Genomic DNA, 22,646 nt, shown 5'->3' on the forward strand with positions numbered 1-22,646 from the left:
CATACGGGTTTTAGCCTTTAGAAATTTCGTCAGAGAGTTCGTTAGTGTCAGAATCGGTATATGGGAAATATTTTTTTAGTTGTTCACCGGACATTAAAATACCTTCTACCAGCCCTTGTTTAAAATGACCCTGTTTAAAATGAGATTGTATAACATCTTTAGTACTGTCCCAAAAATCATCAGAGACCACATCATTGATGCCTTTGTCACCATAGATCACAAAGGCTCTGTCTTCAACGGCAACATAGATCAACACGCCATTTTGCTCTTTGGTATTATCCATTTTAAGTGAGTGGAAAAGCTCTAACGCTCTGTTGGGAGCATCACCATAAGATGTTTTCTCAATATGAACCCGTATTTCTCCGGATGTGTTTAGCTCTGCTTTGCGGATGGCTTCAACAATCTCTTGTTCTTCAGCTGCAGAAAGAAAATCTTCAATTTTAGACATTTAAAACTCTACTTTAGGGGCATTTTCACTACCCGGATCACTCTTATATCTAGGCATTTCTTCAAAACCGAACAATCCAGCCAATAGTTTTCCTGGGAATTCAGTTGTATGAATATCATATTTATTCACAGCCTGATTATATCTGTTGCGTTCAACATTGATTCTATTTTCAGTGCCTTCAAGTTGAGATTGGAGTTCTAAAAAACTTTTGTCTGCTTTTAAATCAGGGTAGCGCTCAACTGTAACCAGAAGTCTTGAAAGCGCACCACTTAACCCTTGTTGGGCCTGTTGAAATTGCGCCATGGTTTCAGGTGTTAAATTATTGGCGTCAATAGTCGTTTTTGTAGCTTCAGAGCGAGCTTTGATAACACCTTCCAGCGTTTCTTTTTCATGGGCTGCATACCCTTTAACTGTGGCTACCAAATTCGGAATTAAATCGGCGCGTCTCTGGTAAGCGCTTTCTACGTTAGACCAGGCGGTTTTAGCATCAGCTTCATACCTCACAGCAGTATTATTAAACCCTTTTCCCCAAGAGTATAATCCAATGACAAGAATTCCAATAATGATCCATGGTAAAAATTTCTTCATGATAAATAGTTTAAAATAAATTTATTAATGGTTAACTATGTGACACGTCGTTTATTAAAAAGTTACAACAATCAAGAAATCTTTTTTAAAGATGCTCCTTGATTTTTAATAACTGCACTTTAATATCTTCCAGTTTACTGACAATTTCAAAATTGCTAAGTGCTTCTTTTTTGTCTTCTTTAAGATGCGTTTTGGCACCTTCCAGAGTAAACCCGCGCTCTTTAACCAAATGATAGATGAATTTAAGGTTTTTTATATCCTCCGGTGTAAACTTACGGTTACCTTTTGCATTTTTTTTAGGCTTAAGGATATCGAACTCTTTTTCCCAAAAACGAATTAAAGAGGTGTTAACACCAAAAGCTTTGGCAACTTCTCCAATACCGTAGTAGCGTCTTTCAGGTAAATCTATGTGCATTAGTCGAGGGATTGATTTTCTAAAGAAGCGTGTTCCAGCAATTTACTGAATTCTTCAGCTGTTAAACTTCCGTAGTAAAAGTTTATAGGGTTGATGCGTTTACCGTCCTTAAAGATTTCATAGTGAAGATGCGGTGCTTCAGAGCGCCCGGTACTGCCAACAAAACCTATAAGGTCACCGCGTTTTACTTTCTGGTTTTTACGTACGTTGTACTTATATAAATGGGCATACAAACTGGTATAGCCAAAGCCGTGATCTATACGTATGTGTTTCCCATAACCACTGGCCCGGGAATCTGCCCTGACTACTTTTCCATCACCACTGGCATAAATAGGCGTTCCCCTGGGCGCTGTAAAGTCCATGCCCCAATGCATTTTTCTTGCCTTGGTAAACGGATCCGTACGCATACCGTAACCGGAGGCCATTCGTGTCAGGTCTTCATTACTTACCGGTTGAATAGCCGGTATGGCTGCAAGCAATTTTTCTTTCTCCTCGGCAAGCGCCGCTATTTCATCCAGCGATTTAGATTGCACCACGATTTGTTTTTGAAGTATATCTAAGCGTTTGTTGCTTTCAATAATGAGTTTTGAATTATCAAAACCTTCTAAATCTTTGTATCGATTGATACCGCCAAAACCGGCTCTACGCTGTGCCTCAGGTATTGGGTTGGCTTCAAAATAAACGCGGTAAATATTATTGTCCCTGTCGGCTACATTAGCTAAAACTGCTTCGGCTTCGGCCATTTTCTTGTTTAGGATCTCATACTGGAATTGCATGTTTTGCAACTCACGTTTAAAAGCTTTTTCCTTGGGAGATTCAATATAGTGGCTTCCTATAAAAACAAATCCAAAAGCGAACAAAGACGAGGCTAAAAGAAACACCATAATGTACTTAAATGTACGTCGTTTTTTGCGCTCAATTTTGCGATAAGAAAGTGATTCCGGATCGTAGTAATATTTTACCTTACTCATTACGTTATTTATACTATTTTTGCATCGAATAAATTCAAGCCTAAGGCCTGAGTTTTTAATGCTAACGACCAAACCTAACTAATTATTATTTTGATGTTTGCAGATGGTTTATAATAGAAACAGGTTCACAAACACCAAAATTTATTATAGAATTTGGTGAGTAAAGATAGAAATTGTTTTACAATTTATATAATTTAACACAAAAGAGAATACCCTTAGAATAAATGAAGTCACAAGAAGTCAGATCTAAATTTTTGAATTTTTTTGAAGGTAAAAAGCACAGTATTGTACCTTCGGCACCTATGGTATTAAAAGACGACCCAACCCTGATGTTCGTAAATTCGGGGATGGCGCCATTTAAAGAATTCTTTTTGGGCAATGCCGAACCCAAAAGCAATAGGATTGCCGATACCCAAAAATGCCTGCGTGTGTCAGGAAAACACAATGATTTGGAAGAAGTAGGTTATGACACATATCACCATACCCTGTTTGAGATGCTGGGCAACTGGAGTTTTGGGGATTATTTTAAAGAAGAAGCTATTGCCTGGGCCTGGGAGCTGCTTACCGAAGTCTATGGCATTGATAAAGACATACTCTATGTAACGGTTTTTGAAGGTGATAAAGGCGATAACTTACCTATGGATATCGAAGCCTATGATTTCTGGAAAAAACATGTGCCGGAGGATCGTATTTTAAAAGGGAACAAGAAGGATAATTTCTGGGAAATGGGTGACCAGGGACCTTGCGGGCCTTGTAGTGAAATACATGTGGATATTCGTTCAGCCGAAGAAAAAGCCAAAGTGGATGGGAAAGATTTAGTGAATATGGACCATCCGCAAGTGGTGGAAATATGGAACCTGGTATTCATGCAATATAACCGAAAAGCCAACGGATCATTGGAGCCCTTACCAAATAAACATATTGATACCGGTATGGGCTTTGAACGCTTATGTATGGTGTTGCAAGGGGTGCAGTCTAACTATGATACCGATGTGTTTACGCCCATTATCCGCGAGATTGAGACCATTACCCGCAAAGATTACGGTAAAGAAGAAAAGGTGGATATTGCTATTAGGGTCATTTCAGATCATGTGCGTGCCGTAGCATTTTCAATTGCCGATGGCCAATTACCTAGTAATAACGGGGCAGGTTATGTGATTAGAAGGATTTTACGACGTGCAGTACGTTATGGATTCACCTTTTTAGATAAAAAAGAACCGTTTATTTACAGGTTGGTGGACGTGTTGAGTGAAAAAATGGGGAAAGCCTTTCCGGAGTTAAGATCTCAAAAGCAACTGATCCAAAATGTTATAAAGGAAGAAGAAAATTCTTTTTTAAGAACCCTGGAACAAGGGTTGATCCTGTTGAACAGAATAGTAGATGAAACTAAAGGCGATACGGTTTCGGGTGAAAAAACCTTCGAATTGTATGATACTTACGGTTTCCCGATAGATTTAACATCGTTGATCTTAGGAGAAAAAGGGTATAAGTTAGACGAAGCAGGCTTTAACAAAGAACTACAAAAACAAAAGGACCGTTCCCGTGCTGCCAGTGAAATGTCAACCGATGACTGGACCATTTTAGTTGATGATTCGGATCAGGAATTTATAGGGTATGATACTTTAGAGGCCAATGTGAAAATAACGCGGTACAGAAAAGTGTCTTCTAAAAAAGAAGGTGATATGTATCAGTTGGTGTTCAATCTAACACCTTTCTATGCGGAAGGGGGCGGACAAGTTGGAGATAAAGGGTATTTGGAAGATGCCCACGGGGATGTGGTTTATATTTTGGACACCAAAAAAGAAAACAACGTTATCATTCATTTTGCTAAGAATTTACCGAAGCATATTAATGAAACGTTTAAAGCGGTTGTAGATGCCAAACAACGTTACAGAACAGAGTGTAACCATACGGCAACACATTTACTTCACCAGGCGTTAAGAGAGGTTTTAGGAAATCATGTAGAGCAGAAGGGTAGTGCGGTCCACTCAAAATATCTGCGTTTTGATTTTTCGCATTTTGCGAAGCTCACCGTAGAGGAATTACGTGATGTGGAAAATTTTGTAAATGCCAGAATAGATGGAAAACTACCGTTAGAAGAAAAGCGAAATATCCCTATGGAAGAAGCGATTGCAGAAGGCGCTATGGCTTTATTTGGTGAGAAGTATGGTGATACGGTCAGGGCGGTTCGTTTTGGACAGTCCATAGAGCTTTGTGGTGGTACACATGTAAAGAATACAGCAGATATCTGGCATTTTAAGATCATTTCGGAAGGGGCTGTGGCAGCAGGGATCAGGCGTATTGAAGCTATTACCAATGATGCGGTTAAGGATTTTTATCACGAGAATAACCGGGCTTATTTCGAGATGAGGGATTTACTTAACAATGCCAAAGAACCGGTAAAAGCACTACAGAATTTACAGGATGAAAATGCCAGTTTAAAAAAGCAGATAGAAGCCCTTTTAAAAGATAAGGCTAAAAATATTAAAGGTGAATTGAAAAGTGAGTTGACCGATGTTAACGGTGTTCAATTCTTAGCCAAAAAGGTGGAGCTTGACGCTGCCGGCCTTAAGGATCTGGCCTTTGAATTAGGAAGTCAGTTTGATAATTTATTCTTATTACTTGGGGCGGAACAAAACGGAAAAGCCTTATTGTCATGCTATATTTCAAAAGAATTAGTTGCCAGTAATAACCTGAATGCCGGGCAAGTGGTACGTGAATTGGGCAAATATATCCAGGGTGGCGGTGGCGGACAACCATTCTTTGCTACTGCAGGAGGTAAAAATCCTAATGGGATAGAAGACGCTTTAAAGGCTGCTAAGAGCTATATAAATTAGTTGTCATTCCTGCGAAGGCAGGAATCCATTTGTATGAACCTTCAAACCAAAATACCATTATCCAGGCAGTCTGATAATCAAATAGGTTATGAGTCTGAAATGCTATTATTAGGTTCCTGTTTTGTTGAGAATATTGGTGAGAAGTTAGGATATTTCAAGTTTCAATCTGAGGTAAATCCGTTTGGGATTTTATTTCACCCGCAAGCCATTAAAACATTAGTTGAAAATGCTATTAAAGAGAGGCATTATACCGATGAAGATGCTTTTTTTAATAACGAACAATGGCACTGCTTTGACGCACATTCAAGATTAAGTAACAGCTCAAAAGACAGTTTGTTGGGTGCCTTAAATAAGCAGATCAAATTAACTAATAAACAAATCCACAGTGCAACGCACATCATTATTACTTTAGGAACTTCGTGGGTATATCGGCATAAAGAAACCGGGAACATAGTTGCCAATTGTCATAAGGTGCCTCAAAAGCAATTTTCAAAAGACCTATTATCAGTTGAAGAAGTTGTTGAATTATTACGGAATACCACCGACTTAATCAGAAGCGTAAACCCTAAAACTTCAATCATTTTCACAGTTTCTCCCGTAAGACATCTAAAAGACGGTTTTGTAGAAAATACGCAGAGTAAGGCACATTTAATTACAGCTATCCATCAATTTTTAAATCAAAACGTGTCCATCGAAAATCGTAACTCGTTTTACTTTCCATCGTATGAAATCATGATGGACGAACTGCGCGACTATCGTTTTTATAAAGACGATATGATACACCCCAGCCAAATAGCAGTAAATTACATTTGGGACAAGTTCAACCAGGTGTGGATAACTTCTGAAGCACAAAAGACCATGGAGGACGTTGATGCCGTTCAAAAAGGGTTGTTGCACAAACCGTTCAACCCCAACTCAGAAGCACACCAAAAATTTCTCCAAAAGCTTGAAGCAAAAATTAATAAACTTCAATCCAGGTACTCACATATTAAGTTTTAGCTAATTCGTCTATAATCTATTCTCTAAGAGCGAAGCGATCTGTGTTCTAATTAGAAATATACGCAATTCATCGTATTGATTTGATTTCTATATAGTTGCAATTTTGAGATGCTATTAATTGTAAACAAAATTCAACAATGGGAAACTTAAAACAACTAGTGATGCTGATAACGGTTATGTTACTGGCGCACACAGGATGGACTCAAAAAACCACTCCAAATTATCAATATGCTTTTGATGGTCAGGTAAAGTGGTTAATACTTCATGAGTCCGGAACTTTACTGGCTTCAACTGGTGAAGCATTAGCAGGTATTAGACCTAATAGTAGTGAAGTATCTTTTAAAATGGAACGATTAAAACGTGTTAAGGAAGAGCATTTAGAGTTTGTGCCTAATACGCCTTACGTCATCATCAAACCCCGTGGTATTTTTATGCATACAGTGGTGATTGATGTAGTCAAAGGAAAAATAGTGTTCGATTCCAAAGCTGAGGATTGGCAAAACGGGGTTACAAGCAGGTATTTTTTATATCCTGAAATGATGTTTGTGGTTAACGGGATGCATAAAGAAGGGGGCGGGAAATATACCGCAGGAGTTGGTTTGTATGATTTAAAGACCGGTAAGCTGGTTAAAATATTTGAGCGCAAACCATCCAACCCGATGACCGGTGAACCTGATATTATGGGCGATAACATCATCATTCCGGGATTAAAAAATGTAGAGTGTTATTCCATAAGTTCCGGAGCCGTAAAATGGACGGCTGATGTAAAAAATGCTACCAATATTATTACCAATGAAGCCTCGAACGAAGTATATGCGTTCCGTTCAAAGGGGGATAATACTGTAGTTTATAAAATTAATGCTAACAATGGAGCTTCACTGTGGCCCGACGGTAATAAGATCAAAGGCGTCATTTCTACTATAGAATTTACCAAAGCAGGTTTAGCCATAGTAACCAATATTGTTAGTGGTGGTAATAAATTAATGAACAAACTAAAAGGCTCGGGGACTTCAAAAGTATATTTACTGGACCTAAATTCAGGGGCAGATCTATGGGATAAGTCACCTAAAACTAAAGGCATCATCAACCATTTTTATGTTGAAGAGGACGGTATTATTTTCGGTGTATCTGACGGAGGTATAAACAAAATAGCTTTTGATGGAAAACCACGATGGAAAAAACCTTTAAAAACTGGTCCTGGCATTCAAATTATGGCAACGGTTCCAAAAGGATTGCTATATATCTCTGAAACGGATACTGATATTATTGATATGGGAACAGGCGAATCGGTATTTGGGAAGGCCATCAAATATAAACGCTCTGCCGCAGTAGCTTCTACTTACGATTCTACAAGAGATCGTTTTCTAATCACTTGTAAAGATGGTGTTTATGAAGTTGATGGTAATAATGGTGAATATAACCTGATTTCTAACGGGACCAAGTTTGAAGGTAAAGAGGACCCAACAGGTATTGATGTAAGGGACACAGGAATACTACTTACGGCTTCACAGAATTTAGAAATGTTGGATTTTCAGGGAGCCTCAAAATGGCATACTTATAAAAGAGCTCCTGGTAAAAGTGCTTTTGGAGCTGTGCTTATGGGTGCACTTACGGCTGCTTCAATGACTATGGGTGCAGCGCATTCAGCCAGGGCGGGTTATATGAAAGGTGCCGGAGTTCCTGCGTATCATTCAGCAGTTCAAAGGGAAGAAGATGCTGCCGCTGCCTATGCAGCTATTGCCGATGCCTCCTTCCAGGAAATGATGAAACGCTTTAAAGCGACCAAAGCTACTGCCAATTCATCGTTTATTTTGACCAAGGTTGACGGGGGCGTTGCTCTAGTGAAAGTTGATAAGGATTCCGGGGAAACAATGAATGAAATTGTAATTAAAGATAAGAATCCAATGTACGAAGTAGATGATATTGCCGGCTTCCTCTATTTCAAAGACAAAAGCAACAACATAAGTGCTTACAACTTAAATCAGTAAAATCTTGTTGTTGAGATTTGTTCGATTAGGCGTGATAAATATTTTATTGCGCTTAATCTTTTTTAATAACAGTTTATCGAAAATTTACCCCACATATAACATATAGTTGTAGATTTAAAATGCTATTAATCAGTTCATATCAAAAACATCAATTGCTCAGATCTTGTAGAAAAGAATGGCGATTGGTGTTTTTTTATGTACTAATTTCAACTTCATTAAGACTAAATCACAGTAGTTATGGACTTTAATTTGGTTTTTGAAGTATTAATTGCTCTGGCTATCCTTATAGCGGTTATTTGCATAGTTCAGGCTCAAAAGAGGGTGATACATTTAAAGAAAAAGGGGCATTTAAACGACCATGATTTAAGGCTTAAATTAGAAGTTGTAAAACAAAAAAATATCAGGTTGAAGCAAAAGACGGCTCTTAATGATGACATTAATTCAATATTGCTCCCGCGTTTTTTTGATACTATAAAACAACTTCTTTCGCTTCAAAAAGTTATATTTGAGCAAAGCCGGTAAATTTTATAGTTTTTCAACCTATATTTATAGAAGCAACCAACCCTACCAACCAAAAAATAGAAATAAACAGATGAAAAGAAAGTTCCTCTCGCTTACTTTTTTGTTGCTTATTACGTATTGTTTCCCCCAGGATAATTCAAAGATAATTGACAGCTTGAAGAAGGTAATCTACAATAAACCTTCAGATTCAGTTAAGATAAAAGCTTATGGCGATTTGTGCTGGTATTACAGAACCATATCTGTGGATTCGGCTTTCAAATATGGGAATTTAGCTTTAAAGCTTTCAAAGGAAACCAATAATAGGGTAGGAGAAGCACAGGCTTACAATGATTTGGGAATCATTCATTACGGCCTGGCCCATTATCACGAGTCTTTGAGTCACTATAGAAAATCGTTAAAAATAAGGACAGCGCTTAATGACACCATTGGTATTGCAGCCCTTTATAATAAAATAGGGCTCATTCATCAGAATACATTTAAGCTGGACTCCGCTATTTTCTACGCGACCAAAGCCCTGAAGATATACGAGGAAAAGAATCATACACGATACGTTGCTTATATCAAAACAAACATAGCCAATATATACCGAGGTTTAAAACAGTATAAAAAAGCACTGGATACACATCTAGAAATTGCTGAGGTCAACAAACAGATCAATGATAATTTAGGGCTAACAAGAACTTATAATAACATAGCCAATGCTTACTTGTTTTTAAAAGATACGGCGCAAAGCGAAACGTATTATTTAAAAAGTATTGATTTAGCTGAAAAACACAATTACAAAAAAGAGTTGGCGACTCTTTATAATAATTACGGAGGCATATTACACGATATGCAGGAATATGACAAAGCTATTGATTACAATACAAAAGCATTAAAACTAAGAAAAGAATTAAACGATAATTACGGTATTACAAGTACCTCCTTACACCTTGCCGGGTTGTATATAGACCTAAAAGATTTTAGCAAGGCGAAAAACTATTTATATACGGGATTAAACCAATCGGAAAAATTCAATATAAATGAATTAAAAATGGATGCCTATGATAAATTGGCTTCCTATTATGCCTATAAAAGAATTCCGGATAGTGTTATGTATTATAAGGCGTTATTTAAATCTTTAAACGATTCCATTTACAGTAGTAGAATAACTAAGGAAGTGGCCGAAATTCAAGAGAAATACGATACGGCCGAAAGAGAAAAAGAAATTCAAACACAGCGCGCGGAAATAGCTGAAAAAGAACTCAATTTAAGTAGAAAAAATACGCAGATTATCGGTTTGGTTGTATTAACTGTAGTACTGATCATTTTAGGATACTTACTTTATAACCAGCAAAAATTAAAGAACCGGCAACTACAAAAAGAGAATGAACTTAAACAGGCTCTGGCTGAAATTGAAACCCACAATAAACTACAGGAACAACGGCTAAGGATTTCCAGGGATTTACACGATAATATCGGAGCACAGTTGACTTTTATTATTTCATCTATAGAAAATTTACAATACGGATTTAAAATTACCAATGATAAGCTCAAAGGCAAACTAACTGATATTAGTGATTTTACAAAAGAAACTATTTATGAATTGCGCGACACTATTTGGGCCATGAATAAAAGTGAAATTACTTTGGATGATCTGCAAGCGCGCATTTCAAATTTCATTGATAAGGCCAATGTATCGGCGACCGATTTGGGCTTCAATGTTACTATAGATGAAGCGCTTTCAAAAACGTTGGTCTTCACTTCGGTAAAGGGGATGAATATTTATAGAATTATTCAGGAGGCTGTAAACAATGCTATTAAACATGCCGAAGCTTCCAATATCGATGTTCAGATCCAAAAGAAAAATGATTCGGTGGTGTTTTTAATTAAGGATGACGGAAGTGGGTTTGATATCCATGAGATTGAAGCAGGCAACGGATTTAACAATATGAAAAAACGAACTGCCAATATAAAGGCCGAGATCGTTTATAATAGTATAAAGGATAAGGGAACTGAAATTATTTTAAGTCTACAGCATGACCATTAAAGTAGCCATAGCAGATGATAATAGCTTTTTAATAAAGGCAGTAAAGGAAAAGCTTTCTTTTTGTAAGGATGTAAAAGTGAGTTTTACCGCTGTTCACGGTGATGATCTATTGGTAAAACTTGAAGAAAATCATAACCTGGACCTCATTTTAATGGATATTGAAATGCCCGTTAAAAATGGTATTGAAAGTACTGAAACGGTAAAACAAAAATATCCGCATATTAAAATAATTATGCTCACCGTTTTTGATGACGATGAAAATATTTTCAACGCTATTAAGGCAGGAGCCGATGGGTATTTGCTAAAGGAAGTGGGCCCAAAAGATTTATATGACGGGATAAAAGACACATTGACCGGAGGTGCTGCCATGACCCCATCTATTGCTTTAAAAACACTCAAGCTTTTAAGGAATCCAGATTCTTTTGAAAACGCTAAAGAAAAAGAAGACATAATTTTAACTAATCGGGAAGTTGACGTGCTGGAACAACTTAGCAAGGGTTTAAGTTACAATGCCATTGCAGATAATTTAATTCTGTCAACAGGAACTATTAGGAAGCATATAGAAAATATATATAGAAAACTACAGGTGCACAATAAACTGGAGGCTGTACAAAAGGCTAAAAAGAATAAGTTAATATGAGAAAAACTATAGACTTTCTAAGAAGCCAACCTAAATCACATTGTCAGTTTGAGCCTGTCGAAAACGATCTTGATTTTGGATGAGTTAAAATACTTCGATAAGCCCAATGAATCTTTTAAAGCCTTTAAAAGGCTTATTTTAAACATTCTTTAACTTTTAGATAAACTAGCTTTCAAACACCGGGCTTATATTTGTAGTGTTAGTTTACATTCCATAAATGCATTGGTTAGACTTCTTATGTCGAAGGAAACTAATGTTTTTTTTATGAAACTCAATTTGAGAAGCCTATTACAGGCTTTCTCAATTTGCAAGTTGTCCCAATAGCTATCGGGATAATCCAGCTGAAAAGTGGGATCTTAAGTTTATTGTCTTCATGATTGCATATATATGTGCTTAAGTTTTTCCTCCAGAACGAATACTTTTTTCTGGCCAAATTAAATTGATTTTTCTATATAATGTCTAAATTAGTAACATGCGAAAAATTCTATTTGGTGTTGTTATAACATTGGTCGTTCTTTTTACGTTCAAGTATTGTGACGACAGAAGAAAGGACAACATAGTGCTTCAGGAACGTTCTACACTTATACAAGAACAAATTAAAAATGTTGGAAAGCTGGTTGTCACCGAAGGGCATTTTAGTGAAGTCTTTAATTATAAGAATTCAAAAGAAATTTTTGGTGACTATATTACCTCTGAGAAAAAAGCACTTGTGGTTGTTAATGCCAGTGTTACTATTGCTTACGATTTAAGTAAAATTGAATTCAAAGTTGACGAAGCCAATAAAACTCTGCATATTTTAAGTATTCCGAAGGAGGAAATCAATATCAACCCGGATTTAGAATATTACGACATACAAGCAGACTTCTTTAATCCGTTTGAAGCTAAAGATTATAACGCTATTAAGAAGGCAGTTGATGTGTCTTTGGCAAAAAAGATTGAAGCATCGGATTTAAAAAAGAATGCAAAGAACCGATTGATAAGTGAACTTTCTAAATTCTACATTTTAACCAATTCGTTTGGGTGGACACTTCAATATAATGAATTGCCCATGACCTCTTTAGAATCACTTCAAAATTTAAAACTATAGCTGTCCGGATAAACTTTGCCAGCCACCACCGTTTAAAACTTCAATACCATGAGGTTTTAAAATGCGGCAGGCACTACCGGATCTCATACCACTGGCACAACAGGTAATAACAGGCTTGTTAAGTTTTCTTATGGCGTCAATTTTAGAGTTCAATGTTTGTAACGGTATGTTTTTAGAGCCGCTAATAGCACCTTGTTGATATTCTTGGGGTGTTCTTACGTCAATAATAACAGCACCTCTGTTTTTAAAATCTTCAATCCTGTTTTTTTTAGTTCCAAATAGAGAATTTACTAGTCCCATCGTTTTAATTTTAAGCAAATATCCTTATTAATTTATTAAAGTAATGTAACCTCTGTTACCGTGTAATTTTAGTATATTCAGCAAATGAACAAATCCGATCTACAAAAAGTTCACCGTCGTATTAAACCATATATCCACAGAACACCTGTGTTAACATCCCAGCTATTAAATCAAATTAGTGGCGTGGACTTGTTTTTTAAGTGCGAGAACTTTCAAAAAATGGGGGCTTTTAAAATGCGGGGTGCCACCAACGCCATTTTAAATTTAACCAAAGCGCAGCAAAGTAAAGGCGTGGTAACACATTCATCGGGTAATTTTGCCCAGGCATTAGCCTTAGCGGCAAAAAGTGTTGGTGTTAAGGCGTATATAGCTATGCCCGAAAATGCTCCTCAGGTAAAAAAGGATGCCGTTTTAGGGTATGGAGGCATTATCAGGGAATGCGATTCCAATACGGTTGCCAGGGAAGCAGCAGCTGATAAGATCCGGCAGGAAACCGGTGCCACTTTTGTACACCCTTCAAATGACCATGATGTTATCCATGGCCAGGGGACAGCAGCCATAGAACTTTTAGAAGATTACCCTGATTTAGATTATATTTTTACACCGGTTGGCGGCGGCGGATTGTTGGCAGGAACCATTTTAGCAGCTAATGCCTTTTCCGAAGTATGTAAGGTTATTGCCGGTGAACCGGAAAATGCAGATGATGCCTATCGCTCTTTAATTTCAGGCAAAATTGAGTTAAATGAATCAGCCAATACCATTGCCGATGGCTTAAGAACTAATTTGGGCGATAGAAACTTTCCCATCATAAAAGAATATGTAGAACAAATAATTTTAGTTAACGAACAAGACATTATAGACGCTATGAAACTTATTTGGGAACGTATGAAAATTATTGTGGAACCCTCAAGTGCTGTGGCATTTGCAGCACTTTTAAAGCATAAAGATCATATTAAAGGCAAAAAAGCAGGCGTGATACTTTCCGGTGGAAATGTTGATGTTTCAAACTTGCCTTTTTAAACGAAAGGACCTCTCCAATGCATGCATTGAGGTGCTTTTTGTAACTGTCATTCCCGCGAAAGCGGGAATCCAAAATAAAAGAATTTTTCAAAAAGTATTTATGTAAAATTCTTGCTAATTATTGTAATTTGCAACCATGACAGAACCTTATGTAACCTTAACAACTGAAGATAAAATTGGGTTTATAGAATTTTTTCATCCTAACAGAAACTCTATGCCCGGTGATGTTTTGCATCAATTGGAGCAGACTATCATTGAAGCTGGGAATAATGAAAGTGTTAAAGTCATTGTACTTAAAAGCGGCGGCAACAGAACCTTTTGTGCAGGGGCCAGTTTTAATGAGTTAATTGCTATTGAAGATACCGAAACAGGCAGACAATTCTTCTCAGGATTTGCGAATGTGATCAATGCCATGCGCAAATGTCCTAAACTGATTATCGGCAGAGTGCAGGGAAAAACCGTTGGTGGCGGTGTTGGTTTGGCAGCGGCTACAGATTATTGCCTGGCAACGCAATATGCCTCAGTAAAATTAAGCGAATTGAGTATTGGTATTGGTCCGTTTGTGATAGAACCCGCTGTGTCCAGAAAAATAGGAAAAACAGCCATGACTCAAATGACCATTGATGCGGAGACATTTTATTCTGCCGATTGGGCAAAAGAAAAAGGCTTATATGCCGAAGTATTTGAAACTACCGATGAATTGGATGAAGCCGTGAAAGTTTTGGCTGAAAAACTAAGTAGTTATAATCCTGATGCTTTAAATAGCATGAAACAAGTGTTTTGGGAAGGAACCGATCACTGGGATACACTATTACAGGAAAGGGCTGCCAAAAGTGGTACCTTGGTTTTAAGTAAATTCACAAAAAAAACGCTTAAACGTTTCAGATAGGGAAGCTAATAAACAAAAATGCTCAAGAAAAGCTTTGAAGCTTTAACTTGAGCATAAAACCAATGTCACTGTTATTAAATTTAAAAGGGCTCTATATTTATAAACAGTAAACGTAATTGAGTTTTACTTTACCAATATGCTTGTGATACTATGACACAGTAATTTCAATTAGGTCACATAATTTATTTGGTTAAAAGATTAACGCTTAGTTGAATGGTTTTTTTCATAACGGATCATGTTTAATCCGTCATCAATTAATTTCCCGACATCAGGCCTGTCTTGTTTAATAGTTTCCAAATGCTCTAAGATAGTTTGGCATAAATTAGTTTCATTACCAATAAAAGCTAATTCATACAGTTCAACCGGCAATAACCAATCGTTCGGATGATTTTCAATAAGTTCCTCAAGGACTTTTGTTCTTGAAATGGTCCTGTTTTTACCTTCCCTGTAATCTCTCACTTGTTGGTATAACGCTTCTAATCGCAATCGCTCTTCAGATTTTTCAATATGAATGGTTTTTTCGGAAGGCACATGTGTAATTAGATCAAAACTATTCAAGTCTGCAGGGCCTGAAAATGCCGAAACTATTTCTTTTCCTACCGCCATATCGTAAATGCCCCATTCCGGTTTGAACAGCACTTTGTCATGGTGTGTTACCGTACAATCTTTAAAGCTGATTAAAATGATCTTGCCCTGTAAATTGCGTTTTCCTGTAATGATCTCGCCAGAAACTTTAACCCCGCCTTCAAACTCCAGTGTGACGGTCTGTTCTTCATAAATGTTATAGGCCGCAAGGTCTCGCGGACTCATATCTTCAATAGCCAGATTAATACCTTTTAACTTCCCGATAGGAGAACCATAACCCTTGGTATGCGTTTCAATACCATGACCGACCAATTCTTTTTCTCTGTAAGCCAGGGCGGTATTGCCGGTAGTTTGAATATAAACAGGTTGCCCTTCGTTTTCAATGGTCTCGGTAAAAACACCTGAAATTTGAATACCGGTACTTAGCTCAATGGTCCCTAAAGCTCCGGATTCAATAAGCTTATTGACTCCTGAAAGCCCTCCTTTTCTAACAGCCATGGTGTTGGCGAATTCTTCCAGAATTAAACTTAAATGAGCAAAATCCGGTGTGACATAAAGCTGCGGTTGCGGTTTTGTAATATCGAAGTTTTGATAGGTAGCTTCTATGGTGTAAGGCAGTTTTTTAACAGCGTCGGTCATACACCATTCGCTTTCGCCAATAGACGATAGTAAACCGGCACCGTAAATTTTTGGATTTTCAACCGTTCCTATAAGTCCGTACTCCACAGTCCACCAGTGTAAATTTCTGATAAGCGCCATTTCACTGGGGGCTCCCATATTTTGTTGTAGTGCTTCAACCTGCTTTTCGGCTTTAATAATGTCTTCCTCTTTAGTAGTTGGTGCTTCTTTAATAATGGATAAATGCCTGACGGCTTCATATAATTCGTAATCTTTAGCCGATGAGATCGCTTTGCAACCAATCTCTCCAAAGCGTCTCAGGTATTCCGCATATTCGGGATTCGCTATTATGGGGGCATGTCCCGCACCTTCATGGATAATATCTGGAGCAGGGGTGTATTCAATATGTTCCAATTGCCGGATATCACTGGCAATGACTAAAACATTATAAGCCTGAAATTCCATAAAGGCATTAGGCGGTATAAACCCGTCAACCGCTACGGCGGCCCAACCTATATCTTTTAAGATCCGGTTCATACCGTACATGTTTGGGATACTGTCAATAGAAATTCCGGTTTGTTTCAAGCCTTCCAAATACGATTTATGGGCAACCGTGCTTAAAAAGTTTACATTTTTGCGCATAACGTAGCGCCAAACAGCCTGATCAATAGCCGAATAATCCTCATAGTTTTGAGGCTTCATGAATTGTTTTAAATGCCTGGGCAGCTTATTTAAAATAGGATTGGTCTCAATTAAATTTTTCATGATATGCTTTGGAAACTTTAATGATTAAAAATACGAAATTCTTATAAAATGGATTTTATTTTGAATTATTTTTATTAAAATTTAACGTTTTCTCGTTTTTATTCAAACGAAAGGATTTTTATATATTTATGATTCCTTACAAAACACTATGTATACAAGAAGAATATTTCCAATAAAAGGCGTCATAAAATGGACACGCCGCCACATCATTTTATTTATTGTTTTAGGACTCGTTCCGGTGGTGCTATTTGATATTTTAGAACTGAAATGGTTACATGTACCCTGGTTGCCTTTAGGCGTTTTAGGTACGGCCGTAGCTTTTATTGTCAGTTTTAAAAATAATGCCTCTTATGATCGGTTATGGGAAGCCCGGAAGATTTGGGGAGGTATAGTAAATGCTTCGCGTTCCTGGACCATCATGGTAAAAGATTTTATAACAAATGACCATAAAGCCACGACTAAAACACCCGAAGAATTACAGGCCATCAAGCGCGAATTGGTACACAGGCATGTGGCCTGGTTAAATGCACTGCGGTACCAGCTTAGAAAAGATAAACCCTGGGAAATGCACTTAAAATCTCAGCGGTCCAATAAGGAATTCAGGGCACAATATTATAGGGTCTGTGAGGATGTTGAACCTATAGAGGGTGCTGTGAAGCCCTATATTTCCGATGAAGAATATAAAGAAATATTTGCCAAAGGCAATAAGGCATCACAATTATTGGGAGTGCAATCCAGGCGGTTAAAAGAACTTATGGAAGCCGGTTTAATTGAAGATTTTCGTCATATGGAAATGATGAATATGCTGGTAGAATTTTACACGTTGCAAGGAAAGAGCGAGCGTATTAAAAACTTTCCGTATCCAAGGCAGTTCGCTACCTTGAATTATATTTTTGTCTGGATCTTTATTTTGCTCATACCTTACGGTATTATGGAAGAATTTGAAGGGTTTGGAACCACCATTCTGGACCATCTTAGTACACATACCGACCAACTCTCTTTGATTCATAGATCACAGGTAGCCATTGCAAAACATTTTGTATGGTTTTCGGTGCCTTTTAGTGCCTTAATTTCATGGGTGTTCCATACTATGGAAGCCATAGGAGAAAATTCAGAAAACCCTTTTGAGGGCGGGCCAAACGATGTACCCATTACAGATTTAAGCCGGGGTATTGAAATTGATATCAGACAGCTTATCGATGATACCGATATACCGGAGCCTTATGTTTGGGAGAATGATATTGTAATGTAATAAAAAAGCGACCGTACTTCGAGAACCTCAGTAACCGGTCGCTTTTAAAATATTATTGTAATGCTCCCGGAGGATATTTTTCCATTATTTTAGAGACAAACTCTTTAATACGCGCTTCCTTTTTCTCCATCTTCCTGGTCAAATAACCGGTTCCAATACCTTGCCAAACCAGTTCTTTTTTATTGGCATCAATCAGGTCTATGAATAAAGTTCCTTGTGTACTGGTTGAAACCATCGGCTGATTCCAGCCCCAGCCCCAACCTGGACCCCATCCGGGTCCCCACCAACCGGGACCCCAGCCCCAGCCACCCCAACCCCAGGCGCCCATGCCCCAGGCATTGTTGTAAACATCTACACGTTGTTGAGATTTTGTAAACAGGCTAACCAGTATATCCGGACTTTCGGATTTTGTATAGCCTTTGGCCATTAGTTCGGCTTCAATAGCCCTAAGGATTCTTCGTTTATCTAAATCGCTGATTTCAGCTTTGTCAATTCCCGTTTTAAAAAATGCAAAGGATTTGTATTCGTTAAACTGCGCATTTTTATCATAATCTGCTGCAACCCTCACAGAGGTACAAGATGTAACCACAAATAAAACAGCCAATAGTGGTAAGGCTCTAAATAATGTTTTCATAATGCAAAATTTTAATGGTTATAGTAAATTTAATAAACTATTATCAACTGTGTTAGGTATTGGGCTTTTTTAACAAAATAAAGCCTTAGGTAGCAAATAATGGTTATTCGGTTTAAAAAATAACATCAAGAATCATACCAATAGTTAATGAGGTTTAACTATTGTTCTTCTTGATCGTATTGGTGTTTTTGCCTGTTCGGAGTGAAGTTGAAGGGTTATAACCATAAGGGCAATGCCTGCAGCCACTCTCACAACAATAGCCTCTTTTTAAGTGATATTGTTCCGTAAAGCACCTGTAACCCTCTGGCGTTAGGTAGTAATCGCCCTCCTCAATGGGAATTATTTTTTTCATAGGAAACAAAGATAGATTAATTTGTAAAAAGTATCTTCGCGGTAATGCATTTTAAGCTTGAAAATAGTATCAATGAACAGGTTATTTTGTCTGAAAACCCGGGCGTAGAATTATATGTAAAACGGGAAGATAAAATTCACCCGTTTGTTTCCGGAAATAAATACAGGAAGTTAAAATACAATCTTTTAGAGGCGAGATCTTTGGGCCATGATACGCTTTTAACCTTTGGGGGCGCCTACTCTAATCATATAGCTGCTGTGGCTTACGCCGGTAAACTATTCAATTTTAAAACTATTGGTGTGATTAGAGGAGACGAGTTAAAGGGTAAAGTTGATGACAATGAAACACTTCGTTTTGCGAGATCCAATGGCATGCAATTTGAATTTGTGTCCAGAGCCATTTACAGAACCAAAGCCGATGCCGGTTTCCTGACAGGTTTAAACGAGTTTTTTGGAAATTTTTATTTAGTACCGGAAGGCGGCACGAATGATCTGGCTGTAAAAGGATGCGAAGAGATTTTAACGGAAACTGATGCAGGTTTCGATTATATCTGCTCCGCTGTTGGAACAGGCGGTACCATTTCAGGGCTTATAAATTGTTCAAAACCCGGTCAACAAGTTTTAGGTTTTCCTGCTTTAAAAGGCGACTTTTTAAAAGAAGATATTAGTAAATTTGTCTCTAAAACCAATTGGGATTTAATAACCGATTATCATTTTGGGGGGTATGCCAAAATAAACGAAGCATTGATTACGTTTATCAATAAGTTTAAAACCGAGCATAATATTCCTTTGGATCCGGTTTATACAGGGAAAATGATGTTTGGTATCTTTGATTTAATTGAAAAAGGGTTTTTTAAAAAAGGAACCAAAATTTTAGCAATCCATACCGGAGGCCTGCAAGGCATTGAAGGGATGAATGCAGTTTTAAAAAAGAAACATTTACCTATAATCGAATAGATGAAGAGAATACTGCTTATAATATGTTTAGGGTGTTTTTTGTTTAGTTGTAAAACAAGGAAAAAGATCGTGGCCAAGCCTGAAGAACCTAAAACGGAAGCGATTGTAAAAACAGAAGAAACCCCGGTTGAAGTAACTAAGCCTGAAAAGGTTTATGCCAGTGATACCGAAAGATATATTGATATATATAAGGCTATTGCTCAAAACGAGATGGAATTATATAATATTCCTGCAAGTATTACACTGGCACAGGGAATTTTAGAATCGGGATCCGGAAACGGCAGGTTGTCGGTCAAGGCCAATAATCATTTCGGTATTAAATGTCATGGGTGGACCGGTGCTAAGATCTATCATGATGACGACAAGAAAGGGGAGTGTTTCAGAAAGTACAGAGATGCAAAATATTCGTTTAGAGACCATTCGCTTTTCTTAAAAGAACGGAAACGGTACGCCGGTTTATTCAAACTGAAACAAAGTGATTATAAAGCCTGGGCAAAAGGCTTAAAAGCAGCGGGGTACGCCACCGATAGAAAATATCCGCAAAAGCTGATCTCTTTAATAGAACGTTATAAGCTGTATGAGTACGATAAAGAAGTGTTGGGCGATGCTTATAAAAAAATTAAAGCCCCGGAAAAACAACCAGCTACCTATGTGGTTGCTAAAGGAGATACTTTATATTCCATTTCAAGACGATATAACATTACAGTAAAAGAACTTCAAAATATGAATGGTTTAACCGGAACCACGCTTAGTATCGGACAAGAGTTGCAGGTTGAACCATCATCAGAAAACTAAAATTTAATGATTTACAAAAGAAGTAGTGCTTTGTTTGCCGAAGCAGAAAAAGTGATTCCCGGTGGTGTAAATTCTCCGGTAAGGGCATTTAAGGGTGTTGGAGGAACGCCTGTTTTTGTTAAAGAAGCCAAAGGGGCTTATTTGTACGATGAAGATGGAAACCGATTGATCGACTATATCAATTCCTGGGGCCCCATGATTTTAGGACATGCGCATAAACCGGTTGTAGATGCGGTGGTTGAAAAAGCTCAAAAAGGAACATCATTTGGAATGCCAACCGAGATCGAAACCAAAATTGCAGAATTAGCCGTCTCCATGGTGCCAAATATTGATAAAATCAGGTTTGTAAACTCGGGAACCGAAGCCTGTATGAGTGCCGTTAGATTGGCGCGTGGTTTTACGGGGAAGGACAAGGTTATAAAGTTTGCGGGCTGTTATCACGGGCACAGTGATTCGTTTCTAATTCAGGCGGGTAGTGGTGCCAGTACATTCGGAACCCCTAATAGCCCAGGAGTTACACAAGGCACGGCCAAGGATACTTTACTGGCCAGGTACAATGATATAGATAATGTAAAAGAACTTGTTGAAGCCAATAAAAATGAAATAGCCTGTATCATTATCGAGCCTGTGGCTGGGAATATGGGCTGTATCCCTCCTAAGGAAGGGTTTTTACAAGCATTAAGAGATGTGTGTGATGCCAATGATATATTACTGATTTTTGATGAGGTAATGACCGGTTTCAGATTGTCTAAAGGCGGAGCTCAGGAGTTATTCAATATTAAAGCAGATATTGTTTGTTTCGGAAAAGTTATTGGTGGCGGTTTACCGGTTGGTGCTTTCGCCTCAAGAAACGAGATTATGAATCATTTGGCGCCATTAGGGCCGGTGTATCAGGCAGGAACTTTAAGCGGGAATCCTTTAGCCATGGCTGCCGGTTTAGCTATGATAACAGAGCTGGACAATGATGATGAGATCTTTACGCGTTTGGAAGAAAAAACAAAATACCTTCATGAAGGGATACGTAAAGTTCTGACTGAAAATAACGTGGTACATACTATCAACAGGGTAGGTTCTATGATCTCGGTTCATTTTGATGAAGGTGCCGTTACAGATTTTGAAACAGCCGCGAAGGGAAATAATGACACTTTTAAAGCCTTTTTCCATGGCCTGCTCAATGAAGGCGTTTATATTGCGCCAAGTGCTTTTGAAACCTGGTTTATTACAGATGCTTTGAGTTATGAGGATTTAGATGTCACGATTGAAGCCATTGATAAGGTGGCAAAAACATTATAAAATGAAAAAAGGCAATTCAACATGCTGAATTGCCTTTTTTACTAACAAACTATAATCAATCAACAAACTAAAATCTTATTCTGTTTTCTTTTGCATTCTTTTCTTTCCTTCTCCTTTTTTCCCGGCCTTAGACCTCTGAGCCATTTTGGCTTGTACTTTTTCCCATTTAGCATATTGCTCTTCATTTAAGATCTTTTTCATTTTCGCTTTCATAGCAATTTGGTGATCTAATCTGGCGTTAGCCATTTCAAGACGTTGTTCTTTTGTTGGCTTTTGAAGTTCCCCGCTTTCTTTTTTAGCTTTCATCTCCTCCATCTTCGCTTTTCTGGCGGTGGCATTGGCTAATAAAATGGCTTTAACTTCTGCTTGTTGCTTTTCGTTTAAATCTAAATGTAAAGTCAACTTTTTTGTTTGTAAAGTGGCTGCTTCTTCCGGAGAAAGGTTGTGCATTTTATGAGCTCTTTCTTTGTTTTTCTGACCCTGGTTAGGTTGTGCAAAAGCCTGAACGGAAACAAATGCTAATGCAATCAATATTAATCTTTTCATTCTATTTAAGTTTATAAGTTTTTATTTGCCTTTTTGACTTTGACAGATGAAAAAGGTTTAATAGAAAAATAATTTTAACTAGAAATTAACAAATAAATCTTCAGGAGAATAAAGAGC

22 protein-coding genes are annotated in these 22,646 nt (G+C 37.7%); 13 read left to right on the forward strand and 9 right to left on the reverse strand.

What is annotated here, in order from left to right:
- Positions 1 to 10: 10 nt before the first annotated feature.
- The 4 genes from Q0983_RS04410 to Q0983_RS04425 form a co-directional block, all read right to left on the reverse strand.
- Entirely contained in the window at positions 11 to 448 is a 438-nt protein-coding gene (locus tag Q0983_RS04410; protein WP_299549351.1) for a TPM domain-containing protein, read from the reverse strand.
- Complete coding sequence (locus Q0983_RS04415) at positions 449 to 1,036, reverse strand: LemA family protein (RefSeq protein ID WP_299549354.1); 588 nt, start codon at positions 1,034 to 1,036, stop codon at positions 449 to 451. It lies immediately after the preceding gene.
- Between the two features lie 85 nt (positions 1,037 to 1,121).
- Positions 1,122 to 1,451: a MerR family transcriptional regulator gene (locus tag Q0983_RS04420; protein ID WP_299549357.1), complete on the reverse strand. Its 330-nt coding sequence runs from the start codon at positions 1,449 to 1,451 to the stop codon at positions 1,122 to 1,124.
- On the reverse strand, positions 1,451 to 2,422 hold the full coding sequence (locus Q0983_RS04425) for a M23 family metallopeptidase (RefSeq protein ID WP_299549361.1): 972 nt from the start codon (positions 2,420 to 2,422) through the stop codon (positions 1,451 to 1,453). The genes Q0983_RS04420 and Q0983_RS04425 overlap by 1 nt, the downstream gene beginning before the upstream one ends.
- Before the next feature lie 224 nt (positions 2,423 to 2,646).
- Here Q0983_RS04425 and alaS point away from each other — a divergent pair, with 224 nt between their 5' ends.
- The 7 genes from alaS to Q0983_RS04460 all read left to right on the forward strand — a co-directional run bounded on the left by alaS (position 2,647) and on the right by Q0983_RS04460 (position 12,524).
- On the forward strand, positions 2,647 to 5,259 hold the full coding sequence (gene alaS / locus Q0983_RS04430; protein WP_299549364.1) for an alanine--tRNA ligase: 2,613 nt from the start codon (positions 2,647 to 2,649) through the stop codon (positions 5,257 to 5,259).
- 33 nt (positions 5,260 to 5,292) lie between these two features.
- Positions 5,293 to 6,258, forward strand: a complete 966-nt coding sequence (locus Q0983_RS04435) for a GSCFA domain-containing protein (RefSeq protein WP_299549367.1) — start codon at positions 5,293 to 5,295, stop codon at positions 6,256 to 6,258.
- 137 nt (positions 6,259 to 6,395) lie between these two features.
- Entirely contained in the window at positions 6,396 to 8,246 is a 1,851-nt protein-coding gene (locus Q0983_RS04440; protein WP_299549370.1) for a hypothetical protein, read from the forward strand.
- 237 nt (positions 8,247 to 8,483) lie between these two features.
- The gene (locus Q0983_RS04445) at positions 8,484 to 8,768 is read left to right on the forward strand and encodes a hypothetical protein (RefSeq protein ID WP_299549373.1); all 285 of its coding nucleotides are present in this window, start codon (positions 8,484 to 8,486) and stop codon (positions 8,766 to 8,768) included.
- A gap of 70 nt (positions 8,769 to 8,838) precedes the next feature.
- The gene (locus Q0983_RS04450; protein WP_299549376.1) at positions 8,839 to 10,797 is read left to right on the forward strand and encodes a sensor histidine kinase; all 1,959 of its coding nucleotides are present in this window, start codon (positions 8,839 to 8,841) and stop codon (positions 10,795 to 10,797) included.
- Positions 10,787 to 11,437, forward strand: a complete 651-nt coding sequence (locus Q0983_RS04455; RefSeq protein WP_299549379.1) for a response regulator transcription factor — start codon at positions 10,787 to 10,789, stop codon at positions 11,435 to 11,437. Before Q0983_RS04450 ends, Q0983_RS04455 begins: the two co-directional genes overlap by 11 nt.
- A 472-nt stretch (positions 11,438 to 11,909) precedes the next feature.
- On the forward strand, positions 11,910 to 12,524 hold the full coding sequence (locus tag Q0983_RS04460; RefSeq protein ID WP_299549382.1) for a DUF4230 domain-containing protein: 615 nt from the start codon (positions 11,910 to 11,912) through the stop codon (positions 12,522 to 12,524).
- Here Q0983_RS04460 and Q0983_RS04465 read toward each other — a convergent pair.
- Positions 12,519 to 12,824 (reverse strand): rhodanese-like domain-containing protein, encoded by a 306-nt coding sequence (locus Q0983_RS04465; RefSeq protein ID WP_299549385.1) that lies wholly within the window; start codon positions 12,822 to 12,824, stop codon positions 12,519 to 12,521. The genes Q0983_RS04460 and Q0983_RS04465 overlap by 6 nt on opposite strands.
- An 84-nt stretch (positions 12,825 to 12,908) precedes the next feature.
- On the opposite strand from Q0983_RS04465, the gene Q0983_RS04470 reads away from it, so the two are divergent.
- Together Q0983_RS04470 and Q0983_RS04475 are read left to right on the forward strand one after the other, a co-directional pair.
- Positions 12,909 to 13,844 (forward strand): pyridoxal-phosphate dependent enzyme, encoded by a 936-nt coding sequence (locus tag Q0983_RS04470; RefSeq protein ID WP_299549388.1) that lies wholly within the window; start codon positions 12,909 to 12,911, stop codon positions 13,842 to 13,844.
- A 136-nt stretch (positions 13,845 to 13,980) separates the two neighbouring features.
- On the forward strand, positions 13,981 to 14,733 hold the full coding sequence (locus Q0983_RS04475) for an enoyl-CoA hydratase/isomerase family protein (protein ID WP_299549391.1): 753 nt from the start codon (positions 13,981 to 13,983) through the stop codon (positions 14,731 to 14,733).
- 198 nt (positions 14,734 to 14,931) lie between these two features.
- Here Q0983_RS04475 and Q0983_RS04480 read toward each other — a convergent pair whose 3' ends face one another.
- The gene (locus Q0983_RS04480) at positions 14,932 to 16,701 is read right to left on the reverse strand and encodes an aromatic amino acid hydroxylase (RefSeq protein ID WP_299549395.1); all 1,770 of its coding nucleotides are present in this window, start codon (positions 16,699 to 16,701) and stop codon (positions 14,932 to 14,934) included.
- A 148-nt stretch (positions 16,702 to 16,849) separates the two neighbouring features.
- Between Q0983_RS04480 and Q0983_RS04485 the strand changes: the two genes are divergently transcribed.
- Positions 16,850 to 17,953, forward strand: a complete 1,104-nt coding sequence (locus Q0983_RS04485) for a bestrophin family ion channel (protein ID WP_299549398.1) — start codon at positions 16,850 to 16,852, stop codon at positions 17,951 to 17,953.
- Positions 17,954 to 18,005: 52 nt separating this feature from the next.
- Here Q0983_RS04485 and Q0983_RS04490 read toward each other — a convergent pair whose 3' ends face one another.
- Positions 18,006 to 18,587 (reverse strand): DUF4136 domain-containing protein, encoded by a 582-nt coding sequence (locus Q0983_RS04490; RefSeq protein ID WP_299549401.1) that lies wholly within the window; start codon positions 18,585 to 18,587, stop codon positions 18,006 to 18,008.
- A 154-nt stretch (positions 18,588 to 18,741) separates the two neighbouring features.
- A complete protein-coding gene (locus Q0983_RS04495; protein ID WP_299549405.1) occupies positions 18,742 to 18,939 on the reverse strand; it encodes a DUF5522 domain-containing protein in 198 nt (65 codons plus the stop codon).
- Positions 18,940 to 18,983: 44 nt separating this feature from the next.
- On the opposite strand from Q0983_RS04495, the gene Q0983_RS04500 reads away from it, so the two are divergent.
- The 3 genes from Q0983_RS04500 to hemL are packed head-to-tail and all read left to right on the forward strand — an operon-like array spanning position 18,984 to position 21,983.
- Complete coding sequence (locus Q0983_RS04500) at positions 18,984 to 19,895, forward strand: pyridoxal-phosphate dependent enzyme (protein ID WP_299549408.1); 912 nt, start codon at positions 18,984 to 18,986, stop codon at positions 19,893 to 19,895.
- The gene (locus Q0983_RS04505) at positions 19,896 to 20,690 is read left to right on the forward strand and encodes a glucosaminidase domain-containing protein (RefSeq protein WP_299549411.1); all 795 of its coding nucleotides are present in this window, start codon (positions 19,896 to 19,898) and stop codon (positions 20,688 to 20,690) included.
- Between the two features lie 6 nt (positions 20,691 to 20,696).
- Positions 20,697 to 21,983: a glutamate-1-semialdehyde 2,1-aminomutase gene (gene hemL, locus Q0983_RS04510; RefSeq protein ID WP_299549414.1), complete on the forward strand. Its 1,287-nt coding sequence runs from the start codon at positions 20,697 to 20,699 to the stop codon at positions 21,981 to 21,983.
- 75 nt (positions 21,984 to 22,058) lie between these two features.
- On the opposite strand, the gene Q0983_RS04515 is transcribed toward hemL, so the two are convergent.
- Positions 22,059 to 22,529 carry a hypothetical protein gene (locus Q0983_RS04515; RefSeq protein ID WP_299549416.1) on the reverse strand — a complete coding sequence of 157 codons (471 nt, stop codon included), beginning with the start codon at positions 22,527 to 22,529 and terminating at the stop codon, positions 22,059 to 22,061.
- Between the last annotated feature and the right edge of the window lie 117 nt (positions 22,530 to 22,646).

This window comes from Seonamhaeicola sp. (genome assembly GCF_028281565.1).
Classification (GTDB): Bacteria; Bacteroidota; Bacteroidia; order Flavobacteriales; family Flavobacteriaceae; genus Seonamhaeicola.

Excerpts from the sequence above, each read along its gene's own strand:
- Q0983_RS04410 (WP_299549351.1), bottom strand. The coding sequence starts at position 448 with ATGTCTAAAATTGAAGATTTTCTTTCTGCAGCTGAAGAACAAGAGATT.
- Q0983_RS04415 (WP_299549354.1), bottom strand. The coding sequence starts at position 1,036 with ATGAAGAAATTTTTACCATGGATCATTATTGGAATTCTTGTCATTGGA.
- Q0983_RS04420 (WP_299549357.1), bottom strand. The coding sequence starts at position 1,451 with ATGCACATAGATTTACCTGAAAGACGCTACTACGGTATTGGAGAAGTT.
- Q0983_RS04425 (WP_299549361.1), bottom strand. The coding sequence starts at position 2,422 with ATGAGTAAGGTAAAATATTACTACGATCCGGAATCACTTTCTTATCGC.
- alaS (WP_299549364.1), top strand. The coding sequence starts at position 2,647 with ATGAAGTCACAAGAAGTCAGATCTAAATTTTTGAATTTTTTTGAAGGT.
- Q0983_RS04435 (WP_299549367.1), top strand. The coding sequence starts at position 5,293 with ATGAACCTTCAAACCAAAATACCATTATCCAGGCAGTCTGATAATCAA.
- Q0983_RS04440 (WP_299549370.1), top strand. The coding sequence starts at position 6,396 with ATGGGAAACTTAAAACAACTAGTGATGCTGATAACGGTTATGTTACTG.
- Q0983_RS04445 (WP_299549373.1), top strand. The coding sequence starts at position 8,484 with ATGGACTTTAATTTGGTTTTTGAAGTATTAATTGCTCTGGCTATCCTT.
- Q0983_RS04450 (WP_299549376.1), top strand. The coding sequence starts at position 8,839 with ATGAAAAGAAAGTTCCTCTCGCTTACTTTTTTGTTGCTTATTACGTAT.
- Q0983_RS04455 (WP_299549379.1), top strand. The coding sequence starts at position 10,787 with ATGACCATTAAAGTAGCCATAGCAGATGATAATAGCTTTTTAATAAAG.
- Q0983_RS04460 (WP_299549382.1), top strand. The coding sequence starts at position 11,910 with ATGCGAAAAATTCTATTTGGTGTTGTTATAACATTGGTCGTTCTTTTT.
- Q0983_RS04465 (WP_299549385.1), bottom strand. The coding sequence starts at position 12,824 with ATGGGACTAGTAAATTCTCTATTTGGAACTAAAAAAAACAGGATTGAA.
- Q0983_RS04470 (WP_299549388.1), top strand. The coding sequence starts at position 12,909 with ATGAACAAATCCGATCTACAAAAAGTTCACCGTCGTATTAAACCATAT.
- Q0983_RS04475 (WP_299549391.1), top strand. The coding sequence starts at position 13,981 with ATGACAGAACCTTATGTAACCTTAACAACTGAAGATAAAATTGGGTTT.
- Q0983_RS04480 (WP_299549395.1), bottom strand. The coding sequence starts at position 16,701 with ATGAAAAATTTAATTGAGACCAATCCTATTTTAAATAAGCTGCCCAGG.
- Q0983_RS04485 (WP_299549398.1), top strand. The coding sequence starts at position 16,850 with ATGTATACAAGAAGAATATTTCCAATAAAAGGCGTCATAAAATGGACA.
- Q0983_RS04490 (WP_299549401.1), bottom strand. The coding sequence starts at position 18,587 with ATGAAAACATTATTTAGAGCCTTACCACTATTGGCTGTTTTATTTGTG.
- Q0983_RS04495 (WP_299549405.1), bottom strand. The coding sequence starts at position 18,939 with ATGAAAAAAATAATTCCCATTGAGGAGGGCGATTACTACCTAACGCCA.
- Q0983_RS04500 (WP_299549408.1), top strand. The coding sequence starts at position 18,984 with ATGCATTTTAAGCTTGAAAATAGTATCAATGAACAGGTTATTTTGTCT.
- Q0983_RS04505 (WP_299549411.1), top strand. The coding sequence starts at position 19,896 with ATGAAGAGAATACTGCTTATAATATGTTTAGGGTGTTTTTTGTTTAGT.
- hemL (WP_299549414.1), top strand. The coding sequence starts at position 20,697 with ATGATTTACAAAAGAAGTAGTGCTTTGTTTGCCGAAGCAGAAAAAGTG.
- Q0983_RS04515 (WP_299549416.1), bottom strand. The coding sequence starts at position 22,529 with ATGAAAAGATTAATATTGATTGCATTAGCATTTGTTTCCGTTCAGGCT.